Origin of the sequence: Pseudomonas sp. TWR1-1-3, from assembly GCF_049896805.1 — a bacterium.
In the GTDB taxonomy this organism is placed as follows: domain Bacteria; phylum Pseudomonadota; class Gammaproteobacteria; order Pseudomonadales; family Pseudomonadaceae; genus Aquipseudomonas; species Aquipseudomonas bubulae.
The window spans coordinates 916,935-939,807 of sequence record NZ_JAFCUZ010000002.1 but is presented as its reverse complement, the minus strand read 5'-3'; the positions used below and the strand labels follow the sequence as shown (position 1 = coordinate 939,807).

Sequence of the window (22,873 nt, the reverse complement as noted above, 5' to 3'; positions counted from 1 at the left end):
CTGCGTTCGACGGCGAAGCCGTCGTAAATCCAGGCAGCGCGGAGAGTCAGTTAAACCGTGCACTCAGACTTCACGATCGCTTTGCAATCGAACGCAGCCTCGTTCCTTCGGCAGCTGCTACACAGGGTGCTCTTACTCGCCAAACAACGCCTTCTGACCTTCAGGCGAGGTAAACATCTGATCGCCGTTGTGCCCCACCCCGGGCACTTCAATCAACCGTTGATTGAGCCCTTGTGGATGGCGCTGGGTCAAATACTCAAAGTAGTTCTTGCCCCTTACCAGCCTGAACGCCCCCTGGGCCTCGGCTTCGCAGCCTTTATCAAGCGCCGGGTGGTTGGGGTCGATGTCCTTGGCGCCTAGCAGATAGGTAATGTCGCGCTCTATATAGGCCTGTTCCAACTGTCGGTGTTTTTGCCCATCTGCGTAGGCTGGCAGATCCTTGAGCCCGTATTTCCAGGTATTGAAGCCCGGGCAGTTTGCAGCATCAAAGGTCGGAATCGGTCGCTGTGCATTGAAGTAGGCATAAGAAGACGGGTTGGCCACTACATAGCGCACCTTGATCCCGTCTGCCTGCAAGGCCTTGTCGGCCTGGGTGGTCAGGGCATAGCGCTGCACCACTTGGGCGCCGCCGGAGTGCCCGGCAATCACCACCTCGCGCAAGGCCGGGAAGCGCTTGCGGTCATCAAGACGCTCAAGGATCTGATCCAGTGCCGCGTAGGAACTCAGTGCCTGGGGGCTCACAGCAGGGGCACCGGCCATCCATTCATTGGCATGCCAGCGCAGCACATTGTCGGGCAAGGTATGGCGGGAGCCATCGCTTTCATTGAGGAACTGCGGTGCAATGACCAGGGTTGTGGACAGCTGCCCGGCCTGCGTCGCGGCTTGCTCGGCGCTGTGTAAATACGTCTGGGCGTTGCGCAGACGACCATGAATCACGATCAGTGCGCGTTGCACCTGAGGCAGTGGCTGTTTCCAGTCCTGACTCACCCCGACACTCAACTCGCCGGGGCCGATCTTGAGATGTTCGGGGCTGAGTTCTTTAACTCCGTGCTCGGCTGCTTGAACCACAGAGCAGGCCAGCATCAGGCCCATTAATGAAGCGATAGAGCGTATTCCCATTTAAAGCCTCGCTGCCGAGAAGGTATCGCACTGGTTGATATTGCCTTGGGCAAAACCGGTCTTGAACCACTTCACCCGTTGTGCCGATGTGCCGTGGGTAAAAGAGTCCGGCATCACACGGCCCTGGCTTTGCTGCTGCAAGCGATCATCGCCAATGGCATTGGCGGCGTTCAAGGCCGATTCTATATCGCCTGCTTCCAGCCAATTGTGACGTTTTTGCGCAAGGTTGGCCCACACCCCGGCCAGACAATCGGCCTGCAACTCCTGGCGCACCAGCAAGCCACCATCGCCTTCCATACGCTTGCCTTGTTGACGGGCCATCTGCATTTTCGACGACACACCCAGCAAGGTCTGCACATGATGGCCAACTTCGTGAGCGATCACATAAGCCTGGGCAAAATCGCCAGCAGCCTTGAAGCGTTGGGCCATTTCCTGGAAGAAACTCATATCCAGATAGACCTTCTGGTCGGCCGGGCAATAAAACGGCCCGCTGGCAGCTGTTGCAAAGCCGCAGGCCGAATTGATCTGGCCGCGAAACAGCACCAGGGTCGGGTCTTTATAGCTGCGTCCGGCTTGCTGAAACACTTGGCGCCAGGTGTCCTCTGTGTCACCCAGAATCGCCCGTACAAAATCGGCCTGCTCGTCATTGGCCGCCGGTGCGCGACCGGCTGGCTGGGTGACCTGAGGCGAAGACTGTTCGGTGAGCTGGCCGCTTAACTGTCCGAGGATCTGCATGGGGTCCTGCCCGGTCAACAAACCGATGCCAACAATCACCACCACGGCCATCAAACTCAGACCTTTGCCGCCGCCAAACCGCATCCCGCCACCACCACCGGTGCCTTGATCGCGTACGTCTTCGACATTATCGCTACGTCGACCTTTTTTCCAAAGCATGGGGGAGTCCTCTGATAAATCGTGTGTTCAAGTGTTGTTGCTGAGTCGGGACAATGCCAGCCCGGCTGTCAGACGTTTCTTGGGTGGGGGGCGAGTATGGCATTGCCCTAAAAAGACCTGAACGCCTTAATACAGTTCCGGGCATCGGGCTGAAGTGGTTGAATACGCCACGCCAATCCCCGCCCCGGAGTTGTTAGCCCTGTGAATATCGATACCCGTATCAAGTACCGCCACCTCGTATGCTTTTTGGAGATGGCGCGCCAGGGCAGCCTGGCGCGGGCGGCGGATGTGCTGGCGGTAAGCCAGCCAGCGATGTCAAAAACCCTCAAGGAGCTTGAGGAGTTACTGACGGTCAGCCTGTTTGTACGCAGTAAAAGCGGGGTCACCCTGACCGAGGCCGGGGTGGCCTTTCTGCGTTATGCGACACCTTCGGTGCAGGCCTTGCGGGAAGGTGTGAATGCTCTGCGGGGTGGCGAATACGTGGGCGGTACGGTGCGTCTGGGGGTGTTGTCGACGGTAGAAAGCCTGCTGATACCCGAGTTGGTGCAGCGCCTGCACGCCAGGCATTCGTCGCTGGTGGTGAGCGTCGTGACCGGGCCCAGCGCCTATCTGTTATCGCAGTTACGGGTAGGCGATGTCGATTTGGTAGTGGGGCGCATGACCGATAGCCCGGAAATTCAGGGTATGAATTTTGAGCATCTCTACAGCGAATCCATGACCCTGGTGGTGCGCGCAGATCACCCCTTGATCCGGGGACCGCTGGACCGCAGCCAGCTGGAAAACTACCCGCTGGTTTTGCCATTGGCCAACACCACCATTCGCACCTTTGCCGACAGCCTGTTTGTGCAGTGCGGCATCAGCCAGTCCCGCCAGCGCCTGGAAACCCTGTCGATCACCCTCAGCCGGCGTTATGTGCTGCGCAACGATGCGGTGTGGATCGCCCCGCTGGATGCCGTGCGCCTGGACCTGGCCAGTGGCGAGCTGCAAGAAATCGACCTGGGCCAGCGTGAGCCGGGCGGTTCGATCGGTATTTGCAGCAACGCCCATGTGCCGATGTCGGTGGCAGCGCAAGGGTGTGTCGAGGTTTTGCGTGAATTGGGCCAAGCTTACGGCGAAGGCATTTATCCATAACCATTTGGTTATGGATTGGCCTGGCCTTTTCAATAGTCGTTACGCCCCTGTTGGTTAAAACTGGCGCCCAGCCTTTATAAAAACAACAGGAGATCGACATGTCTGATGCAGACAGCCGGCGCTTTATCATCCGTGACCGCAACTGGCACCCCAAAGCTCTGACCCCTGACTACAAGACTTCCATTGCCCGTTCCCCGCGTCAGGCGCTGGTGAGCATCCCGCAATCGGTGAGTGAGACCAGCGGGCCTGACTTTTCCCACCTTAAGTTAGGCAAGTTCGACAACGACTTGCTGCTGAATTTCAATAATGGTGGTTTGCCGATAGGCGAGCGAATCATCCTGGCAGGTCGCGTGCGCGATCAATATGGCAAGCCGATTCCTCATACCTTGGTGGAAATCTGGCAGGCCAACGCAGGCGGTCGGTATCGTCACAAGAACGACCGCTACCTGGCGCCGCTGGACCCAAACTTCGGCGGCGTAGGCCGCACCTTGACCGACAGTGAAGGTTATTACAGCTTTCGCACTGTCAAGCCAGGGCCCTACCCGTGGCGCAACGGGCCAAACGACTGGCGCCCGGCGCATATCCACGTTTCCATCAGTGGCCCCTCGATTGCCACGCGCCTGATTACCCAGCTGTACTTCGAAGGTGATCCGATGATCCCCATGTGCCCGATCGTCAAATCGATTACCAACGCCGATGCCGTGCAGAGCCTGATTGCCCGGTTGGACATGGGCGCGGCCAATCCGATGGATTGTCTGGCCTATCGTTTTGACATTGTGCTGCGCGGTCAGCGCCAGACTCACTTCGAAAACTGCTGAGGAGCCCCGTCATGCCTATCGAACTGCTACCGGAAACCCCATCGCAAACTGCTGGCCCCTACGTGCATATCGGCCTGGCGCTGGCTGCGGCCGGCAACCCGTCGCGTCCAGAGGAAATCTGGAGCGAAATGGCCAGACCCGATGCTGCGGGCGAGCATATTGTGCTGTTTGGCAACGTTTATGACGGTAATGGCCACCTGGTGCGCGACTCTTTTCTGGAGCTTTGGCAAGCCGACCATAAAGGGGTCTATGACGAAAACTTCGACTCGGAAAAAGCCTTCAACAGCTTTGGTCGCACCGCCACCACCTTCGATGCGGGTGAGTGGACACTCAATACCATCAAGCCGGGCGTGGTGAGCAACGCAGCTGGCGTGCCGATGGCGCCGCATATCAACGTGTCGCTGTTTGCCCGGGGTATCAACATCCATTTGCAGACGCGGCTGTACTTTAGCGATGAGCCAGAAGCCAATGCCAAGTGCCCGGTGCTTAACCTGATCGAACAGCCGCAACGGCGTGAAACCCTGATCGCCCAGCGTTGCGAAGTAAATGGCAAAACGGCCTATCGGTTTGACATCCGCATTCAGGGCGAAGGCGAGACGGTGTTCTTCGACTTTTAAAAGGATATGAGGCAAATGCAAAATCTGTAGCAGCTGCCTCGTTCCTTCGGCAGCTGCTACGGGAGTTATGTGCGGCCGCGTCTTTGCTGCCACGCCGCCGCCAACCCGCTGGCACAGATAATCGCAATACCGACCCGGCTGGCCAGATCTGGTGTGTGGTCAAATAGCAACCAGCCCAATATCCCCGAGAATACGATCTGGCAGTAACTGAATGGCGCCAGCAATGCCGGTGCGGCAACGCGAAACGATTGGGTCAGCAGCAAGTGCGCAGTCATGCCCAGGCTGCCCAATGCCAGCATTTGCAGGCCGTGGGTCAGGGTTGGCGTTTGCCAGAAAAAAGGCACCAGCGCACTCATCACCAGCACATTGAACAGCCCGGCAAAAAAGTTGCTGGTGGTAGGGCTGTCGTACGCGCTGAGTTTGCGCGTGAGGATTTGATAGCAGCTAAAGCACAACGCCGCCGCCATCGGCAGTAACACCGCTGGGGTAAACAGTTCGCCACCCGGGTGGATGATGATGACCACGCCGATAAAGCCGCACACCACCGCCAACCATTGCCCGCGCGTGACCGTCTCGCCCAGCAGCGGCCCGGACAAGGCCGCCACCAGCAGCGGTGCCAGAAAGTTGACCGCGGTATTTTCAGCCAGCGGGATAAACAGCAAGCCATAGGTGAAGAACAGGCCCGAGCCCAGCAGGCAGATAGCCCGCAACACCTGAAGCAAAGGCCGTTTGCTGCGCAGTACACGCAACCCCGACTGCGGCAGAAAGATCCCTGCCATCAATACGGTATGCACCAGGTAACGTGCCCACACCACCATCACCACCGGGTAAAAACCACTGAGGTACTTGGACAGCGCATCATGGCTGGAGAACAGCGCTGTGGCCGTCACAATCAGCAAGATGCCCTTCAAGGGTTGGTTCACCCCCGAAAGGGGTGTGGGTAATGTCATCGAATACCTCGGTGTTCTATGCGCTAAACCTGCGGGATTTTTCGCGGTGCCATGAAGTACATCCACACTAACGCAATGAAGTACATCGCTGGAATCATGGTGAACAGCAAGGTGTAATTATTGTTGGTGACCGTCAGCACATAGCCCACGAACTGGGTCATAAACATCCCGCCGATCGCAGCGCACATGCCGCCAAAGCCGAACACGGTGCCCATCATATGTTTGGGCGTGTAGTCCATCACCATGCTCCACACGTTGGCCGTCCAGGCCTGGTGCGCACCCAGGGCCAGGGCAATGGCGCCCACGGCGACCCACAGCTGGCTGGAGCCTGCGGCCATGACCACGCCGATGATGCTGATGGCACACAACAGCATCGACACCAGGCGCGCCTTGACTGCCGCCATGCCGCGTTTGATCAGAACCGATGACAGGATCCCGCCGCCCACACTGCCGAAATCGGCAGTGATGTAGATGATGATCAGCGGGATGCCCATTTGCGTCACGCTGATGCCCAGGTTGTATTGCTGGTTCAGGAACGGCGGCAGCCAGTACAGGTAGAACCAGAACACCGGTGCCGTCATGGCGTAGGACAAGGCGAATGCCCATGTGCCGCGCATCTTGAGGATGGTGCCGAACGAGACGGTGGTTTGCTCAGGCTCTTTCTCTTGTTGGATGTAGTCCAGCTCGGCCTTGGTGACGGTCGGGTGCTCTTCCGGGTTGTAGTACTTCAAACCCCAGAAGATCAGCCAGATACCGCCCAAGGCTGCCATGCACAAAAAGGCCGCCTGCCAGCCCCACACATGCAGTACCAGCGGCAACATCATCGGCGTGAACATGGCGCCTACGTTGGTGCCGGCGTTGAAGATGCCGCTGGCCACGGCGCGCTCGCTGGCCGGGAACCACAGGCGCGTGGTTTTTACGCAGGCCGGGTAATTGGCGGCTTCAGTGATGCCTAAAATAAAGCGGCAGATCATAAAGCCCACCGCCGAAGTGGCCAGGCCATGGGCGCCGGTGGCCAGGCTCCACAGCAACACGGCGCAGAAGAACACGCGCTTGACCCCGACACGGTCGATCAGTCGGCCTTGCAGCACGAAGCCGATGGCGTAGCCCACCTGAAACCAGAAGTTGATGTTGGCGTAATCCATCGCCGTCCAGCTCATCTCCTTGGCCAGGATCGGTTGCATTACGCCCAGGGCAGCACGGTCGATAAAGTTGAGGGTGGTGGCGAAAAACACCAGTGCGAGCATGCCCCAACGGGTTTTGCCAGTCGCCAGGGTGCCGCGAATCTTGTCACCGATTCCTGCGTTTGGAGCATGGGCAGAAGTGGTGCGTGCAGTCGGAGAAGGGACCATGGATGTTTACCCGTTTCTTGGAATTTTTATGTGGTGTTGCACAACAAGTGACGCAGGGAGTACGGGCTTGATGGTGGCGAGTGGACAAAAAGTCGTCAATTCAAGATAGGCCATATTGTTCGATAATCGCACGCAAAACTAACCGGTTGGTACAGATTGGTTGCTCAATAATAGGGCGCCCTTAATAATCAAGCCATTAAGAAATGCCGTCGCCTGCAGGCTGCGCCAATCCTGGGAGTTATAAATGAAGCGTTCGATCGCCACGGTTTCCTTGAGCGGCACCCTGCCGGAGAAGCTCGATGCCATTGCGGCGGCAGGTTTTGACGGGGTCGAAATTTTTGAAAACGACCTGCTGTATTATGACGGCAGCCCCCGAGAGGTGCGTCAGATATGTACCGATCTGGGGTTGGAAATAAGCCTGTTTCAGCCGTTTCGTGATTTTGAAGGCTGCCGCCGCGACCGTTTGGCCCGCAACCTCGACCGCGCCGAACGCAAGTTTGACCTGATGCAGGAGCTGGGCACCGATCTGGTGCTGGTGTGCAGCAATGCCGCAACGGATTCGGTGGGTGACCGGCAGATTCTGCTCGATGACCTGAGCCTGCTCGCCGAGCGCGCCGGGGCGCGCAATCTGCGTATTGGTTACGAAGCCCTGGCCTGGGGCCGTCACGTAAACACCTGGCAACAGGTCTGGGACCTGGTGCGCGAGGTCGATCACCCCAACCTCGGCGTATTGCTCGACAGCTTCCACACCCTGTCCCTCAAGGGTGACCCGAGTGGCATTGCGCAGATTCCCGGTGACAAAATCTTCTTTGTACAGATGGCAGACGCCCCGATTCTGGCGATGGATGTGCTGGAGTGGAGCCGTCACTTCCGCTGTTTCCCGGGGCAGGGCGAGTTCGATCTGCCAGGCTTCCTGGCACCGATCATACAAAGTGGCTACACCGGGCCGCTGTCGCTGGAGATCTTCAACGACGGTTTTCGCGCCGCTCCGCCCCGCGCCAATGCGGCCGATGGCTTGCGTTCTTTGCTGTATCTGGAAGAGAAAACCCGCGAGCGGCTTGCCCTGCAAAATCCCCCGATCGCTACCCTGGAGCCATTGTTCGCCCCGCCCGCTGCCAGCACGTACGACGGCATCGAGTTTCTCGAATTTGCCGTGGATGAAAGCCAGGGCGCGCAACTGACCCACTGGCTTGAGCGCCTGGGTTTCAGCAAGGCCGGGCAGCACCGCTCAAAAAATGTGAGCTTGCTGCGCCAGGGTGATATCAACCTGATCCTCAACGCCGAACCCTATTCTTTTGCCCATAACTTTTTTGAAGCCCACGGTCCGTCTTTATGTGCCACTGCCATTCGGGTGCAAGACAGTGCCAGCGCACTGGCCCGTGCCGTGGCCTACAAGGGGCAGCCTTATCGCGGGCTGGTCGGCCCTAACGAACTGGAGCTGGCGGCAGTGCGTGCGCCCGATGGCAGCCTGATTTATCTGGTGGACAAAGACGCTACCGGCAAGCCGTTGTATGAATCTGACTTCAACCTCACGTCAGCCCCATCACCCCAGGGCGGCCTTAAACGCATCGATCATATGGCGATGGCATTACCCGCCGACAGCCTCGACAGCTGGGTACTGTTCTATAAGAGCCTGCTGGATTTCGAAGCCGATGACGAAGTGGTGCTCCCCGACCCCTATGGTCTGGTAAAGAGCCGCGCGCTGCGTAGTCGTTGCAGCTCGATTCGCTTGCCGCTGAATATCTCCGAGAACAGAAACACCGCCATCTCACATGCTCTGTCGAGTTATCGCGGCTCGGGTGTGCACCATATAGCCTTTGAGTGTGACGACCTGTTCGCCGAAGTCAGTCGCGCCAAAGCCGCAGGCGTGCCGCTGCTGGATATCCCGCTCAATTATTACGACGACCTGGCTGCACGCTTTGATTTTGATGACGAATTCCTGAGCAAACTGGCCTATTTCAACGTGCTGTATGACCGCGATGCCCAGGGTGGCGAGCTGTTTCATGTGTACACCGAGGCGTTTGAAGGACGGTTTTTCTTCGAGTTGCTGCAACGCAAAAATGGCTATGCCGGGTATGGCGCGGCGAACGTTGCGGTGCGCCTGGCGGCGATGGCCAAGTCACGCAGTGGTGCGGTGCGTCAGGCAAAGTTGTAGGGCGACTTCCTTCATGGGGCGGGGCGCCCCATAATCCCGGGCACTCCAACCTGGCCGTGAGCCTTAAATGACCAATACTCCAGAAGTCGATACCGGCGCCACGGCACCGGTAGTCGAACCGCGCAAAAGCCGTAAGAACAACCCTGAAAAGACCCGGGAAAATATCCTGCAAGAAGCCATTGTCGAGTTTGTCGAACAAGGCCTGGCGGGGGCGCGGGTGGATGCGATTGCCGAGCGCACTAAAACCTCCAAGCGCATGATCTATTACTACTTCACCAGCAAGGAGCAACTCTACGTCGAGGTGCTGGAGAAGTTGTACGGCGAAATCCGCAGCATCGAAAGCTGCTTGAATCTGGATCAGCTTGAGCCGGTTCTGGCGATTCAACGACTGGTGGAGTTCACCTTCGACCACCACGACATGAATGCGGATTTTGTGCGTATCGTCAGCATCGAAAATATCCACAAGGGTGAATACATCAAGCGCTCCGAAGGCATCAAGGCCATGAACGACACGATCGTGCAGGCACTTGAAAACATCCTGCAGCGCGGCGTTGAACAACGGGTGTTCCGTGCCGGGCTCAACCCGCTGGATGTGCATTTGCTGGTCAGCTCATTCTGTTTTTACCGCGTATCAAATCGCTACACCCTGGGTGAAATTTTCCAGGTCGACTTCTCTGATCTGCAGGTCAAGCAGCGTCAGCGCGACATGATGTGTGATGCCGTATTGCGCTATTTGCAGGCGTGAACAGGCGGCACACTTTGTACTAATGAAACACAATACCAATTGAAAATCATTCTCGACAAAAAGTAAGATAGCGGCCCCTTTCCTTCATGCTCAGGGAGTCGGTTTGTTGGATACGGATCTCAAGGGCTTGTTCCTCAAGCATGCCAGTACCCTGCGCGGGTATCTGGCGCGCAAGGTACGAGACCCACAGCTGGCCGCGGACCTGGTGCAGGAAAGTTTTCTGCGCATGGCCGAGCGTGGCCGCAAAGAGCACATCGACAACTCCCCCGGTTACCTCTATCGCATTGCTGGCAACCTGCTGGTCGATCATATCCGCCAGGAAACCCGGCGCAAGACCGATACGGTCGCCCATGAAGCACTGGCCGAAATCGAAGACGAAATGGCAGGGCTGGAGGCCCAGGCGATGGCTGAACAACAGCGCATGGCTCTAAAGCAGGCATTGTCCGAGTTGCCCGAAAGGACTCAGGAAATCTTCCGTCTCAACCGCATCGAGGGCATGACCCATGCTCAAGTTGCGCGCCATCTTGAAATTTCCGACAGCTCAGTGCAGAAGCATCTGTCGAAAGCTTTGGCTTACGTCATGCAGCGTCTACAAGAGCCCGAGAAATAACTTTCAAATATGTGGATGAACGGCTTACTGAGTTTTAGCCGGCGAGACGTCACTGCTTATATATAACGAGAAATAGAGATTCACACCTGATGAGCCAAGGCCCCGAACAGCAGAGCATTACTGAAGCGGCCGCCGAGTGGGCGGTGCGTCTGCACGCGGGTGCGTTGAGCGAGGAGGCGCAGGCGCAACTGGAGCAGTGGCTGGCGGCCGATAAGCGCCATCCAGAGGCCTTGCGCTTTGCCGAGCAGACCTGGGCAGCGCTGGGGGATTTGGCGCTGGAGCCGCGGCCTGTAGCCCATCGCCAGCGACCAGCAGAAGCCCGACCCGCGCCGGTGAGCCGACGTCGACGGCCGTTGCGCTGGGCCGGACGTGCGGCAGTGCTGTCGTTGGTAGTCGCAGTTGGCTGGTTTAGCGGCCCGACGATACTGATGCAGATGCAGGCCGACTACCGCACAGGTGCGGGAGAAATCCGCACGGTTCAGCTCGACGACGGCAGCTCGGTACAGCTGGATGCCTCCAGTGCCATCAGCATCGACTACGACACTGGCGAGCGGCGTATCAGCCTGCTGGCGGGTTCGGCGGTGTTTGACGTGGCGCCCATGGGCGAAGCCGAAACCCGGCCTTTTGTGGTGCAAAGTGCGGGCGGGCGCACCCGAGCGCTGGGCACGCAATTTGTGGTGGGCCGCGAAAGCCGCGATCAGGCGTGGGTCGGCGTGCTGCAACACAGCGTTGCCGTGAGCCTGCAAGCGCCGCCGGCCCAAGGCGCAGCGCAGCAAACCCTTGAGGAGGGCCAGAGCGCCCGCTACAGCGCAGCGCAGGGTGTAGAAAAACTGCCCGGTTTCGACTTGAGCGCAGCCACCAGCTGGCGCCGTGGTGTGCTGGTATTTGACCGCCAGCCATTGGGCCATGTGATCGAGCAGCTCAACCGCTATCGCCCCGGCCAGATCATCTTGGCCAACCCGGCCCTGGCCAGTCGACAGGTCAGCGGCGTATTCCGCCTCGAAATGCTCGACAGCGCCCTGCACACCCTCACCCAGGAGTTGCAGGTGCAGCGCGTCGAACTGGCGGGCGTGAGCCTGGTGTATTGAGCCACCACAAAGCTCTGCAGCGCTTTTTGAAAATTAATCGCAAAAACCTTTACTGACTTTTCCCCCATCTTACGTCTTGCTATTGAGATTCATTCGCAAAGCAGCTCGTAAGCCTGGGGAAAATAAAAATGATGGGTAGTCAGCGCAAAGGGGTGCAATCCGCAAGTCGGTTAGCCTTTGCAGTTCATGTCGGGATTTTCGCCCTGTTGGCGGCGCAAATGCCGGTGCAGGCCGCAAATAAGATCAGCAGCGCCGTTCAGCAAGAATTTATTGCTTTCCATATTCCGGCCCAGCCGCTGGACAAGGCCGTACTGATATTTGCCGAGCAGGCCGGCCTGCAAGTGCTGTTTGACAGCCAGATGCTGCGCGGCCTGAACTCCGTAGCGCTGAACGGTGACCTTGGCGTACAGGAAGGCCTGGCGCGCTTGCTGGGCAACAACCCGGTGGAGTATCGCTTTACCGGCGAACGCCAGATCACCCTGACCCGCGTCAGCGGCGAACACAACGGCGCCCTGGCCCTGGGCACTACATCGGTGACGGCCAGTGAGGGTAATACTGCGGATTGGGTGTACCAGACCCCATCCTCCGTCGCTGTCATTACCCGTGAGCAAATCAACAAGCGTGCCCCCCGTCATGCCGCTGACATGCTTGAAGAAACCGCGGGCGTGTACACCGCCGTCAACCAGCGTGACCAGGGCCTGTCGGTCAATATCCGCGGGATTCAGGACTATGGCCGGGTCAACATGAACGTTGACGGCATGCGCCAGAACTTCAATGTCAACGGCCACCAGCAACGCAATGGCGTGATGCTGATCGACCCGGAAATGGTCTCCAGCGTTGAAATCGACAAAGGTGCCCAGTCCGGTATGGGCGGTGCTGGCGTATTGGGAGGCATTGCCAGCTTTAACACCCTGCAAGCCAGCGAGTTCCTGAAAGACGGCAAAGAGTACGGCGGGCGCATCCGGGCTGGCAGCGGTATCGGTAAATTGGGTAATGGCACCTATTTCAATGGCGGTGGCGTCTTCGCATTTGGCAATGATCTTGGCGATGTTTTGGTCGCTTATAGCGAACGCCATTTTGGTGACTACCGTACCGGTCGGCAAAACGCCGATAACCTGGGCGTAAATATTCTCAGCAAGAACAAATATCGCGAAGCCTGGAAAGACTGGCTGTCCAGTGAAGTAGGCGATACCGGCAGTGTGACCCGTTCGCAGATGGTCAAGTTCGGGCTGAACCTGCCCAACGACCAGCGAGCGCAGTTCACTTACCTGGAAACCGACAGCGATAGCGCTGACGCATGGACCAACCTCAATGCGACGAAGGATGGTTATGACTATGTTCGTACCGGTAAAAGCAATATCAATACCGGCAACCTGGCGCTGGACTACAGCTACAACCCGGATAACGAGCTGATCGACTTCAAAAGTAAACTTTATTACGTCAATACGCAGCTTGATCGACGTAATGCCCCCCACAAAGCGTCGGCTGATAGTGGTAATGCATTTGATGGTTACGAAGATGAGTTTCGCACCAGTACATGGGGCTTTCAGGTAGAAAACACGTCCCGGTTTGACTTCAACAACTACGGGCAACTGAGCTGGAACTATGGCCTGGAGAGTTATCAGGACATCTTTAAGTCCAAGAACAATCTGGTGCCTGCAGAGAATGAGACCGATCTGCCCTGGGTTGAGGGTGCTGACCCGGAAGGTAAACGTACCATGGCCAGCCTGTTCAATAACCTGCACTACCAGTACAGCTATTGGCTGACGCTGGATGCCGGGTTGCGTTATGACCGCTATCGTCTGGAAGGCAAGACAGGCATGAGCTTATGGCAAGCGCCAGTCACTCCAGGGGAGAATGGTGGCGAGGTGATGACATCGGGGAGTTCTGTAAGAAATGTTTATTTCTATGATTCCGATCGTGAAGAAGGCAAGTTTTCTCCGACGTTTGGTATAGGGGTAAAACCCGGAGTTGACTGGTTGCAGTTTTATGGGCGGTGGGGTCAGGGCTGGCGCCCGCCGGCGGTGACTGAGGTGTTTATGACCGGGCGGCCCCATGGGGGGAATGCGCCGGAGCGGGTTTACCCCAATCCATACCTGAAAGCTGAGGAAAACCAGGAATGGGAGTTCGGGTTAAATATCTTTAAAGAATCCCTGTTCTTTAATAATGATCGGCTCGGGGTGAAAGTTGCTTACTTTGATAACAACATCAAGAACTTCTCGTTTTTAAATTATGGCGTCTCTCTACCAGGTTCGGACGACATTTCCACGCCGGGTCGTTCGGCATATGTGAATAACCTGGCTGAGACCCGTTTTCGAGGTGTCGAATATCAGTTGAACTACGACATGGGGCGGTTGTATACCAATCTGAGTTATACGCATATGATTGGCAGTAATGACTTTTGCTCAAATGAATTCTATATGGGTGGGGCCAAAAAAAGGGGTGAGGTTATTAAGATAATCAAAGTGCCCTATACCCGGCCTAATGGCACGATTGGCTACACCAATACTCGAGTCTCTGAATGGCTCGATGACCCTGACAGAAACAACGCAATCACTTGCGGGGCTATCATGGGAAATGCGGCGCATATACCCGCAGATCGAGGGTCTCTAACGGTCGGAGCTCGTTTTCTTGAGCGGCGCCTGGACACTGGGATACGCTTGCGCTACAGCCCTGGTAATGACGCGAGCTTGAATGAGTGGAGTTACAACGGTATAGAGCAAGCACTCTGGCCTAAATACAGCGTGTACGACCTGTATGCAAGTTACTGGCCGACGAACACGTTGAATATTACCTTGTCGTTAGAGAACGCTACCGACGAAGCCTACTTTGTGGCCATGGGAGATGCCAGCAACTTGAGCATGGCGCGCGGTCGGACATTGAGCGGCATGCTCGAATATAAATTCTAAATAACGGACTGTTTGCTTCGTTATATAAAAGATTGCTCGTTGTGAGCAAAGGCGTGCATCGCTGTACGCCACTTCACTGAAACTATCTAAGGAAGAAACTCAAGTCATGACTATTTCGATTAACTACAGCTCGTTTATTGGTTCTGATTCGATTGGTGACGTACTCAGCGACTGGGCTCAAGGTTTTAAAACTGCGGGTCACGGTCTAAGTAATACCGGTGGTTTCAACAGTGGTGTTAGCGCTCAAGATGGTGAGCAGTATGCGACGCATGGTGCCAATAAGTCGGACTACGCCTTTATCGCAGGAAGCGATACCAACAATGGCCTGCATTATGTGTATGACCCTAAAGTCTCTGCTGGCGACAACATGAACCACTACCTGTGGGGTGAACTGGACAGCGTGAGTTTGGGTGAAGTGCTGACTGGCGGCTCGGGTAGCGCGTTTGGCCTGGGCGACTACACCGTCTCCTTCAACGGCCTCGACCTGTCTGCCGCCAGCGATGCCGGCCGTGCGGGCAACGCTGTTCAGGACGTGATCTACGGCCTGATGAAAGGCGACGTATCGGGTCTGGAAGGCGTGCTCAACAACCTGCTGAGCGGGTTCGGCCTGTCTACCGATTCGACCTTCGACCAACTGGCTGCGGCCGGCCTGGCTCACGCCGATGCACCACTGGCGGCTGATATCAGCCTGGTGGGCGTGCTGGATGTGGCTCAGGACTGGGCACTGGCGGCGTAACTCCCGCCCACCTCAGTGAACTCCAATCCTGTGGGAGCCGGGCTTGCCCGCGATGGCATCGGCATGGTCTGGCAGTCAGACCGCGCCGCTTGCATCGCAGGCAAGCCAGCTCCCACAGGGTTTTCGGCCCATATCCTCGGAATCTTTCCATGACCCGGCCCAAAGCCAACGAGATGCTGGCTGCCTTGACGGCCTACAAACGTGCTTTTTTCAATATCGGCCTGTTCTCGGCCGTGATCAATTTACTGATGCTGGCCCCGGCCCTGTACATGCTGCAGGTATATGACCGGGTGTTGGCATCGGGCAATCAAATGACCCTGTTGATGCTGACGCTGATGATCCTCGGCCTGTTTGGCCTGATGGGGGCGTTGGAGTGGGTGCGTAGCCAGGTGGTGATCCGCCTCGGCACGCAGATGGACATGCGCTTGAATCAGCGCGTCTACGACGCCGCTTTCGAGGCGCAATTGCGCACCGGCAGTCCGGCAGCAGGGCAGGCGTTGAATGACCTCACCAGCCTGCGCCAGTTCGCGACGGGCAATGCGCTGTTCGCGTTTTTCGACGCGCCGTGGTTTCCGGTGTATCTGTTTGTGATCTTTATGTTCAGCCCCTGGCTGGGGCTGTTGGCCCTGGGCGGCGCGGTGCTGTTGATGCTGCTGGCGTGGGTCAATCAGCGCGTTTCCCAAGCGCCGCTCAAGGCCGCCAGCGAGTTGTCGGTGCAGGCCACCCAGCAGGCCAGCGCGCATCTGCGCAATGCCGAGGCCATTGAAGCCATGGGCATGCTCGACACCTTGCGCGGGCGTTGGCTGGCGCAGCACACGGCCTTTTTGGCGCAGCAGAATCTGGCCAGCGAAAAAACCGCCACCGTCAGTGCCTGGTCCAAGGGCGTGCGTCTGGCCCTGCAATCCCTGGTGCTTGGCCTCGGTGCCTTGCTGGCGGTGCAGGGGCAGATCACGGCCGGGATGATGATTGCCGGCTCCATTCTGATGGGCCGGGTGTTGAGCCCCATCGATCAGTTGATCGGCGTGTGGAAACAGTGGAGTTCGGCGCGGCTGGCCTATCAGCGTCTCGAAGCCTTGCTGCACAGCTATCCGGCTCGGGCGCAACGCATGGCTTTGCCCGCGCCACGGGGCGAGCTGGCGGTGGAGCAATTGAGCGCCAGTGCGCCCGGTACCCGTCGCGCCACCCTGGCCAACCTGAGTTTTACCCTGCCGGCCGGGCAGGTGCTGGGGGTGATCGGGCCTTCTGGTTGCGGCAAGTCAACCCTGGCCCGGCTGCTGATCGGCGTATGGCAGCCGCTGGCGGGCAAGGTGCGGCTGGACGGTGCCGAGCTGTCGCAGTGGGACAAACACCAGCTTGGCCCGCACTTGGGTTATTTGCCCCAGGACATTCAGCTGTTTGCCGGCACCATCGCGCAAAACATCGCACGCTTTGCCGAGGTGGATGCCGATAAGGTACTGGCCGCCGCGCAACTGGCGGGTGTGCATCTACTGATTCTGCAATTGCCCGACGGTTATGAAACGCGCCTGGGCGAGGGTGGCGCTGGTTTGTCCGGCGGGCAGAAGCAGCGCATCGGCCTGGCCCGCGCGCTGTACGGTCTGCCTGCGGTGATCGTGCTCGACGAACCCAACTCCAACCTCGATGAAGCCGGGGAGCAGGCCTTGTTGCAGGCCATTACCCAGCTCAAACAGCACAAGCGAACCCTGATTTTGATCACCCACAAACCCAATGTGCTGACCCTCACCGACCAACTGTTGATCCTGCGCGAAGGCCAGCTACAAGCCTTTGGCCCCACGGCCAAGGTGCTCGGCGCGCCCGCTGCAGCTAAACCTGCGGCGCCCAAGCCGGCGATGAACGTGAGCTACCGACTCGGTACGGCAGAGGCGAACAAGGCATGACGCAGTTAAATGCCAAGGCCGTTGGCGACAGCAATGTGCTGCAACTGGATGACACCCGATATGCGCGCCTGGGCTGGTTGTTGATGCTCGGCGGCTTTCTCGGATTTCTCGGCTGGGCCGCATTGGCACCGCTGGATAAGGGCGTTGCGGTGTCGGGCAAGGTGATGGTTTCGGGCCATCGCAAAGTGGTGCAACACCCCAGCGGCGGGATTGTTGAGCGCATCGATGTGCGCGACGGCGACAAGGTGGTCGCAGGCCAGGTACTGATTCGCTTGAAGGAAACCCCGCTGCTGGGTCAGGCCCAATCCTTGCGCAGCCAGTTTTATGGCTCGCTGGCCAGTGAAGCGCGGCTTAATGCCGAGCGCGACGGTGTGGCCAGTGTGAGCTTTCCCACCGAGTTGACGGCATTGGCGAGCGAGCCGGAGGTGGCGTCCAATCTGGCTTTGCAACGGCAATTGTTCGATAGCCGGCGTCAGGCGTTGCTGCTGGATCAGCAAGGCATCGATGAAAGCATCGCGGGCGCCGAGGCGCAGTTACGTGGGGTGCGTGACTCCCAGGCCAGCAAGGTGCTGCAGCGCACGGCCCTGGCCGAGCAGTTACAAGGTTTGCGTGAGCTGGCCCGTGAAGGCTATATCCCGCGCAATCGCCTGTTGGACAGCGAGCGGGTGTACGCCCAGGTGCTGGGTTCGATCAGTGAAGACTACGGTCGCATCGGCCAATTGCAGCGACAAGTGCTGGAGATGCGTCTGAAAATTCGGCAACTGGCCGAGGAGTATCAAAAGGAAGTGCGTACGCAACTGGCCGATACCCGGATACGAACAGAGGACCTGCGCAATCGGCTGGCGTCGGCCGAGTTTGAACTGGCCAACAGCCAGCTGCGTGCGCCGGTGGCCGGGATTGTGGTGGGCCTGGATGTGTTTACCGAAGGTGGGGTGATCAAGCCCGGTCAGGCGCTGATGGAAATCGTGCCCCAGGGCGAGCCCCTGCTGGTCGAGGCCCGGGTGCCGGTCGAGCTGGCCGACAAGGTGCACGCCGGGTTGCCGGTGGAGCTGATGTTTTCGGCCTTTAGCCAGAGCACCACGCCGCGGGTGGCGGGGGAAGTGATGCTGGTGTCGGCGGATCGCCAGGTCGATGAACGCACGGACGAGCCGTTTTACACACTGCGTGCCCAGGTCACTGAAGCAGGCATGGCCCAGTTGGCAGGGTTGCAGATTCGCCCGGGCATGCCGGTTGAGGCATTTGTGCGCACGGGCGAGCGCTCGATGCTCAATTACCTGTTCAAACCGCTGCTCGACCGTACTCACATGGCATTGGTGGAAGAATGACCGTGCGCCAGTTTGTATGTGGATTATTGATGGTGTGCACGGGGCCGGTGCAGGCATTGGGGTTGCTGGACGCCTACGATCTGGCCGTGCGCAATGACCCGACCTTCCAGGCCGCCATCGAAGAGCGTGCCGCCGGCGAGGAGAACCGTGCCCTGGGCCGCTCCGCCTTGCTGCCGACCCTGTCGTGGAACTACAACAACTCACGCAACGAGTCTGAAGTCACCCAGGCCAGCACCCGGACCGATCGCGACTACCGCAGTTATGCGGCAACCTTGACCTTGCAGCAACCGCTGCTGGACTACGAAGCCTACGCACGATTCCGCCAGGGCGCGGCGCAGGCGTTGTTTTCTGATGAACGCTTTCGCAGCAAAAGCCAGTATCTGGCGGTGCGGCTGCTTAATGCCTATAGCCAGGCCTTGCTGGCACAGGAGCGCATTGAACTGAGCCGTGCGCAAAAGCGTGCTTTTGCCGAGCGTTTGCAGCTTAACCAGCGATTGCTCAAGGGCGGCGAGGGCACCCGCACAGATGTGCTGGAAACCCAGGCGCGCCTGAGCATGGCGGTGGCCGAAGAAATCGAGGCGCAAGACAATCAGGACGCTGCCCTGCGGGAGCTGGAGGCGATGCTTGGCGAGCCGTTGCAGATCGGGCAGCTGGCCCCGCTGGCGGCGCACTTTGTGATTGCGCCGCTGGAGCCGCAGCGCTTTGAAAGCTGGCGCGAACTGGCACTGGCCAATAACCCGGAACTGGCCTCGCAGCAGCATGCGCTGACCTCGGCTGAGTACGAGGTGGAGCGCAAGCGGGCCGGGCACTTACCCAAACTCAGCTTGTATGCCAGCAGCCGTCAGACCAGTTCTGACTCCGAAAGTACCTATAACCAGAAATACGACACCAACAGTGTCGGCATTCAGCTCACCGTGCCGTTGTTTGCGGGGGGATCGGTGTCGGCATCGACCCGCCAGGCCGCGCGGCAATTGTCCCAGGCCCAGTATGAACTGGACGCACAAACAGCCAGCACGCTGGTGGACCTGCGCAAGCAGTACAACCTCAATAGCAGTGCCGCGGCCAAGGTGCGGGCCTATGAAATGGCGGTGGAGTCCGCCGGTGCCCTGGTGCAGGCGACGCAGAAAAGCGTGAGTGGCGGCGAGCGGGTCAATCTGGATGTGCTGGATGCCGAGCAGCAGTTGTTCAGTGCCAAGCGGGATCTGGCCGAGGCACGCTATGCGTATTTATTGGCACGGGTACAGCTCAGGTATTACGCGGGGGTATTAAACGAAGGGGATTTACGGCAGGTGGCAGGGTATTTTCGGGCCCATTAAACATGGCCATATTGCGGCGTTACCATCGCGGGCAAGCCCGCTCCCACAGGTATTGCGCTGATCCTGTGGGAGCGGGCTTGCTCGCGATTCGGTCGACACGGTGTATCAGAACCTGTGTTTACCGACGAACCAGCAACACACCCGATTCCATATGGTGCGTCCACGGAAACTGGTCAAATACCGCGCAGCGCTCGATACGGTGAGTATCGTGCAGTTGGGCGATATTCTCGGCCAATGTCGCCGGGTTGCACGAGATATACAGGATGTTGTCGAAACGGCGGGTCAGCTCACAGGTGTCCGGGTCCATGCCCGCGCGAGGCGGGTCGACGAAGACGCTGCCGAACTCGTAGCTTTTCAGGTCGATGCCCTGCAAGCGACGGAACGGACGTACTTCGTTCAGGGCTTCGGTCAGCTCTTCGGCCGACAAGCGTACCAGCGTGACGTTATCCACAGCGTTGTCGCGCAGGTTGTTCAACGCGGCGTATACCGACGTCTTGCTGATTTCGGTGGCAAGTACCTTACGCACACGGGTAGCCAGCGGCAGGGTGAAGTTGCCGTTGCCGCAATACAGCTCCAGCAGATCATCCGAACGCTCGCCCAGTGCGTCGTATGCCCAATTGAGCATCTTCTGGTTGACCGTACCGTTTGGCTGGGTGAACGCGCCTTCAGGCTGTTGATACGTGAAGGTGCGGCCTGCCACTTCCAGCTTCTCGACTACATGATCGCGGCCAATCACAACACGTTTGCCCTTGGAGCGACCGATCACGCTGATATCCAGGTCTTTGGCCAACTGCTCGGCGGCGGTTTGCCAGTGCTCGTCCAGCGGGCGGTGATAGCACAAGGTGACCATTGCATCGCCTGCCAGGGTGGTCTGGAACTCCACCTGGAACAACTTGTGGCTCAGGGCCGAACTGGCTTGCCAGGCAGCCTTGAGCTGGGGCATCAGTTGGTTGATGCGCAGGCTGGCGATCGGGAAGTCTTCGATCAGGATCGGTGTGCGCTTGTCGTCCTGGGCAAACATGGCGTAGTGCCGCTCACCACCCTCGCGCCACAGACGGAACTCGGCCCGCAGGCGAAAGTGCTTGAGCGGCGAGTCGAACACCTGCGGCTCAGGCGCATCGAAGGGCGCCAGCAGCTCACGCAGACGGTTGGCCTTGGCTTCAAGCTCAACGGCGTAGGTAGCAGAATCAAACGGCAAGGCACTCATGCGTTAAACCAACCCAGCTTGACCACAAACAGAACCGACAAAATGATCAGCGGTGCATTCAACTCGCGGGCACGGCCCGACAGCAGCTTGATCACGGTCCAGGAAATAAAGCCGAAGGCGATGCCATTGGCGATGGAGTAGGTGAACGGCATGGCCAGGGCGGTGATTACCACCGGGGCGGCGACAGTTACGTCGTCCCATTCGATTTCTGCCAGGCCGCTCATCATCAGTACGGCCACGAACATCAGCGCAGGCGCGGTGGCGAAAGCGGGAACGCTGGCTGCCAATGGCGAGAAGAACAGCGCCAGCAGGAACATGATGCCAACCACAATGGCGGTCAGGCCGGTACGGCCACCGGCGCTCACGCCCGCTGCCGACTCGATGTAGCTGGTGGTGGTCGAAGTGCCCAGCAGCGAACCGGCCATGGCCGCGGTGCTGTCGGCGATCAGGGCGCGGCCCATTTTCGGCATGTGGCCGTCCTTGCCCATCAGCCCGGCGCGCTTGGCAACGCCGATCAGGGTGCCGGAGTTGTCGAACAGGTCAACAAACAGGAAGGCAAAGATCACGCTGATCAGGCCGATATCCAGCGCGCCTTTGATATCCAGCTGCAGGAAGGTCGGAGCCAGGGAGGGCGGCATCGACACGACACCACCGAAATCGGTCACGCCCATGGCAATCGAGGCAATGGTCACGGCCAGGATGCCAATCAGCACCGCCCCGCGCACTTTCATCGCTTCAAGGGCCACGATCAGGGCAAAGCCCAGGGAGGCGAGGATCACTTTTGGCTGAGCCAGATCGCCCATACCTACCAGGGTAGCCTTGTTGGCAACCACGATACCGGCGTTGCCCAGGGCGATCAGCGCCAGGAACAGGCCGATACCGGCGGCAATGGCCGAGCGCAGCGGTAGCGGGATGCTGTTGATGATCCATTCGCGGATGCGAAAGATCGACAGCAGGAAGAACAGCACTGCCGAGATAAACACTGCGCCCAGCGCGACCTGCCAGGTATGGCCAAGGTGCAGCACCACGGTGTAGGTGAAAAAGGCGTTCAGGCCCATGCCCGGTGCCAGTGCAATCGGGTAGTTGGCGATAATGCCCATGGTGGCTGAACCGATGGCGGCCGCCAGACAGGTGGCAACAAACACGGCGCCCTTGTCCATGCCCGTTTCACCGAGGATGCTCGGGTTTACGAACAGGATATAGGCCATCGCCAGGAAGGTGGTGATACCCGCAAGTATCTCGGTACGCACATTGGTGTTGTGTGCTTTGAGTTGAAACAGCCTTTCCAGCATGCCAGTCCCCGTGGCGCCAAATGCGCCGTGATTAAATCGTTTTCAACAGCAAAGCACAGACGCGGACCGCCTGAAGATTTTCTGTCTGTCGGAAAAAGCCGCGCATCATACCAGCAGCTCGTGGATATGGCTGCTTTGGTTACCTTGCGAGGCCATGTTTTATAACCTTGATGTGGCAGGCATACTGCGTGCCAGTTTTCGGAGGGACCCATGAAGCACTTCATCAAACCTGTTTCAGCCTGTTTTGGCCTCTTTATAAGTGCCGCTGTCAGCGCTGCGCCTGCCATGCCTTTGAGCACTGTCGAGATCCTCAAGGTAGCGTCTGTTTCCTGTGCGGTGGAGGATGTGTCCGATGGTCGCGAGCAGACCCGCTGCGACCATAACGGCCCCCATATCAAGGTCTATGTGCTGGAACGCGGTTACGGCGGCCAGCCGAATGTGACTCTGGACGGCCAGGAAGTGGATGGCGTACGGGCGCCGGTATGCAATCAGGGCGAGGGGCTGGTGGCCTGTAACGGTTCAGGCACCACCGTGGGGCACTTGTACACCTTTGATCTGGGTAACAAGAACGGTGGCTGGTTCGAGTTCAGTAACAGTTCGCTGGTACCGCCGCACAATCGGCTGGGTGTGAAGCTATATATAAGGTAGCAGCGGCTACAGAAAACCTCCGCCGTGGGAGCGAGCCTGCTCGCGAACGCTTTTCGCGAGCAGGCT

At 58.5% G+C, this 22,873-nt stretch carries 19 protein-coding genes; 13 read left to right on the top strand and 6 right to left on the bottom strand.

What is annotated here, in order from left to right; genetic code table 11:
• Positions 1–132 precede the first annotated feature (132 nt).
• Both ACP7BE_RS11820 and ypfJ read right to left on the bottom strand, forming a co-directional pair.
• Entirely contained in the window at positions 133–1,119 is a 987-nt protein-coding gene (locus tag ACP7BE_RS11820; protein ID WP_095021301.1) for an alpha/beta fold hydrolase, read from the bottom strand.
• On the bottom strand, positions 1,120–2,013 hold the full coding sequence (ypfJ, locus tag ACP7BE_RS11815) for a KPN_02809 family neutral zinc metallopeptidase (RefSeq protein WP_094999390.1): 894 nt from the start codon (positions 2,011–2,013) through the stop codon (positions 1,120–1,122). It abuts the gene before it with no gap.
• Between the two features lie 201 nt (positions 2,014–2,214).
• Between ypfJ and pcaQ the strand changes: the two genes are divergently transcribed.
• The 3 genes from pcaQ to pcaG all read left to right on the top strand — a co-directional run bounded on the left by pcaQ (position 2,215) and on the right by pcaG (position 4,579).
• On the top strand, positions 2,215–3,144 hold the full coding sequence (pcaQ, locus tag ACP7BE_RS11810; RefSeq protein WP_094999389.1) for a pca operon transcription factor PcaQ: 930 nt from the start codon (positions 2,215–2,217) through the stop codon (positions 3,142–3,144).
• Between the two features lie 98 nt (positions 3,145–3,242).
• The gene (gene pcaH, locus ACP7BE_RS11805) at positions 3,243–3,962 is read left to right on the top strand and encodes a protocatechuate 3,4-dioxygenase subunit beta (RefSeq protein ID WP_094999388.1); all 720 of its coding nucleotides are present in this window, start codon (positions 3,243–3,245) and stop codon (positions 3,960–3,962) included.
• Positions 3,963–3,973: 11 nt separating this feature from the next.
• Positions 3,974–4,579: a protocatechuate 3,4-dioxygenase subunit alpha gene (gene pcaG / locus ACP7BE_RS11800; RefSeq protein ID WP_426105926.1), complete on the top strand. Its 606-nt coding sequence runs from the start codon at positions 3,974–3,976 to the stop codon at positions 4,577–4,579.
• Positions 4,580–4,644: 65 nt separating this feature from the next.
• On the opposite strand, the gene ACP7BE_RS11795 is transcribed toward pcaG, so the two are convergent.
• Together ACP7BE_RS11795 and ACP7BE_RS11790 are read right to left on the bottom strand one after the other, a co-directional pair.
• A complete protein-coding gene (locus tag ACP7BE_RS11795) occupies positions 4,645–5,529 on the bottom strand; it encodes a DMT family transporter (protein WP_083369763.1) in 885 nt (294 codons plus the stop codon).
• Positions 5,530–5,552: 23 nt separating this feature from the next.
• A complete protein-coding gene (locus ACP7BE_RS11790; RefSeq protein WP_094999385.1) occupies positions 5,553–6,881 on the bottom strand; it encodes an MFS transporter in 1,329 nt (442 codons plus the stop codon).
• Positions 6,882–7,125: 244 nt separating this feature from the next.
• Between ACP7BE_RS11790 and quiC the strand changes: the two genes are divergently transcribed.
• The 9 genes from quiC (at position 7,126) to ACP7BE_RS11745 (ending at position 19,660) form a co-directional block, all read left to right on the top strand.
• Complete coding sequence (gene quiC / locus ACP7BE_RS11785; RefSeq protein ID WP_095023436.1) at positions 7,126–9,036, top strand: 3-dehydroshikimate dehydratase QuiC; 1,911 nt, start codon at positions 7,126–7,128, stop codon at positions 9,034–9,036.
• 67 nt (positions 9,037–9,103) lie between these two features.
• Positions 9,104–9,781 (top strand): TetR/AcrR family transcriptional regulator, encoded by a 678-nt coding sequence (locus tag ACP7BE_RS11780; protein ID WP_095021298.1) that lies wholly within the window; start codon positions 9,104–9,106, stop codon positions 9,779–9,781.
• Between the two features lie 103 nt (positions 9,782–9,884).
• Positions 9,885–10,391, top strand: coding sequence for an RNA polymerase sigma factor (locus tag ACP7BE_RS11775; RefSeq protein WP_094999382.1), 507 nt, complete (start codon positions 9,885–9,887; stop codon positions 10,389–10,391).
• Between the two features lie 89 nt (positions 10,392–10,480).
• Positions 10,481–11,479 (top strand): FecR family protein, encoded by a 999-nt coding sequence (locus ACP7BE_RS11770; RefSeq protein ID WP_426105922.1) that lies wholly within the window; start codon positions 10,481–10,483, stop codon positions 11,477–11,479.
• Between the two features lie 128 nt (positions 11,480–11,607).
• Entirely contained in the window at positions 11,608–14,388 is a 2,781-nt protein-coding gene (locus ACP7BE_RS11765; RefSeq protein WP_094999380.1) for a TonB-dependent receptor, read from the top strand.
• A gap of 106 nt (positions 14,389–14,494) precedes the next feature.
• A complete protein-coding gene (locus ACP7BE_RS11760; protein ID WP_150628301.1) occupies positions 14,495–15,124 on the top strand; it encodes a heme acquisition protein HasA in 630 nt (209 codons plus the stop codon).
• A gap of 149 nt (positions 15,125–15,273) precedes the next feature.
• On the top strand, positions 15,274–17,019 hold the full coding sequence (locus tag ACP7BE_RS11755) for a type I secretion system permease/ATPase (RefSeq protein WP_426105919.1): 1,746 nt from the start codon (positions 15,274–15,276) through the stop codon (positions 17,017–17,019).
• Entirely contained in the window at positions 17,016–18,344 is a 1,329-nt protein-coding gene (locus ACP7BE_RS11750) for an HlyD family type I secretion periplasmic adaptor subunit (protein WP_426105917.1), read from the top strand. Before ACP7BE_RS11755 ends, ACP7BE_RS11750 begins: the two co-directional genes overlap by 4 nt.
• 29 nt (positions 18,345–18,373) lie before the next feature.
• Positions 18,374–19,660 (top strand): TolC family outer membrane protein, encoded by a 1,287-nt coding sequence (locus ACP7BE_RS11745; RefSeq protein WP_426106083.1) that lies wholly within the window; start codon positions 18,374–18,376, stop codon positions 19,658–19,660.
• 118 nt (positions 19,661–19,778) lie between these two features.
• On the opposite strand, the gene trmA is transcribed toward ACP7BE_RS11745, so the two are convergent.
• Both trmA and ACP7BE_RS11735 read right to left on the bottom strand, forming a co-directional pair.
• A complete protein-coding gene (gene trmA / locus ACP7BE_RS11740) occupies positions 19,779–20,867 on the bottom strand; it encodes a tRNA (uridine(54)-C5)-methyltransferase TrmA (RefSeq protein WP_094999375.1) in 1,089 nt (362 codons plus the stop codon).
• On the bottom strand, positions 20,864–22,159 hold the full coding sequence (locus tag ACP7BE_RS11735) for an NCS2 family permease (protein ID WP_094999374.1): 1,296 nt from the start codon (positions 22,157–22,159) through the stop codon (positions 20,864–20,866). The genes trmA and ACP7BE_RS11735 overlap by 4 nt, the downstream gene beginning before the upstream one ends.
• A 210-nt stretch (positions 22,160–22,369) precedes the next feature.
• On the opposite strand from ACP7BE_RS11735, the gene ACP7BE_RS11730 reads away from it, so the two are divergent.
• Positions 22,370–22,807: a DUF4879 domain-containing protein gene (locus ACP7BE_RS11730; RefSeq protein ID WP_094999373.1), complete on the top strand. Its 438-nt coding sequence runs from the start codon at positions 22,370–22,372 to the stop codon at positions 22,805–22,807.
• Positions 22,808–22,873: the final 66 nt, after the last annotated feature.

Bases quoted from the DNA above. Each gene is read 5' to 3' on its own strand.
- trmA (WP_094999375.1), bottom strand. From the start codon at position 20,867: ATGAGTGCCTTGCCGTTTGATTCTGCTACCTACGCCGTTGAGCTTGAA.
- ACP7BE_RS11745 (WP_426106083.1), top strand. From the start codon at position 18,374: ATGGTGTGCACGGGGCCGGTGCAGGCATTGGGGTTGCTGGACGCCTAC.
- ACP7BE_RS11755 (WP_426105919.1), top strand. From the start codon at position 15,274: ATGACCCGGCCCAAAGCCAACGAGATGCTGGCTGCCTTGACGGCCTAC.
- pcaG (WP_426105926.1), top strand. From the start codon at position 3,974: ATGCCTATCGAACTGCTACCGGAAACCCCATCGCAAACTGCTGGCCCC.
- ACP7BE_RS11765 (WP_094999380.1), top strand. From the start codon at position 11,608: ATGATGGGTAGTCAGCGCAAAGGGGTGCAATCCGCAAGTCGGTTAGCC.
- ACP7BE_RS11760 (WP_150628301.1), top strand. From the start codon at position 14,495: ATGACTATTTCGATTAACTACAGCTCGTTTATTGGTTCTGATTCGATT.
- ACP7BE_RS11730 (WP_094999373.1), top strand. From the start codon at position 22,370: ATGAAGCACTTCATCAAACCTGTTTCAGCCTGTTTTGGCCTCTTTATA.
- ACP7BE_RS11795 (WP_083369763.1), bottom strand. From the start codon at position 5,529: ATGACATTACCCACACCCCTTTCGGGGGTGAACCAACCCTTGAAGGGC.
- ACP7BE_RS11735 (WP_094999374.1), bottom strand. From the start codon at position 22,159: ATGCTGGAAAGGCTGTTTCAACTCAAAGCACACAACACCAATGTGCGT.
- ACP7BE_RS11770 (WP_426105922.1), top strand. From the start codon at position 10,481: ATGAGCCAAGGCCCCGAACAGCAGAGCATTACTGAAGCGGCCGCCGAG.
- ACP7BE_RS11790 (WP_094999385.1), bottom strand. From the start codon at position 6,881: ATGGTCCCTTCTCCGACTGCACGCACCACTTCTGCCCATGCTCCAAAC.
- ACP7BE_RS11780 (WP_095021298.1), top strand. From the start codon at position 9,104: ATGACCAATACTCCAGAAGTCGATACCGGCGCCACGGCACCGGTAGTC.
- quiC (WP_095023436.1), top strand. From the start codon at position 7,126: ATGAAGCGTTCGATCGCCACGGTTTCCTTGAGCGGCACCCTGCCGGAG.
- pcaH (WP_094999388.1), top strand. From the start codon at position 3,243: ATGTCTGATGCAGACAGCCGGCGCTTTATCATCCGTGACCGCAACTGG.
- ACP7BE_RS11750 (WP_426105917.1), top strand. From the start codon at position 17,016: ATGACGCAGTTAAATGCCAAGGCCGTTGGCGACAGCAATGTGCTGCAA.
- ACP7BE_RS11820 (WP_095021301.1), bottom strand. From the start codon at position 1,119: ATGGGAATACGCTCTATCGCTTCATTAATGGGCCTGATGCTGGCCTGC.
- ypfJ (WP_094999390.1), bottom strand. From the start codon at position 2,013: ATGCTTTGGAAAAAAGGTCGACGTAGCGATAATGTCGAAGACGTACGC.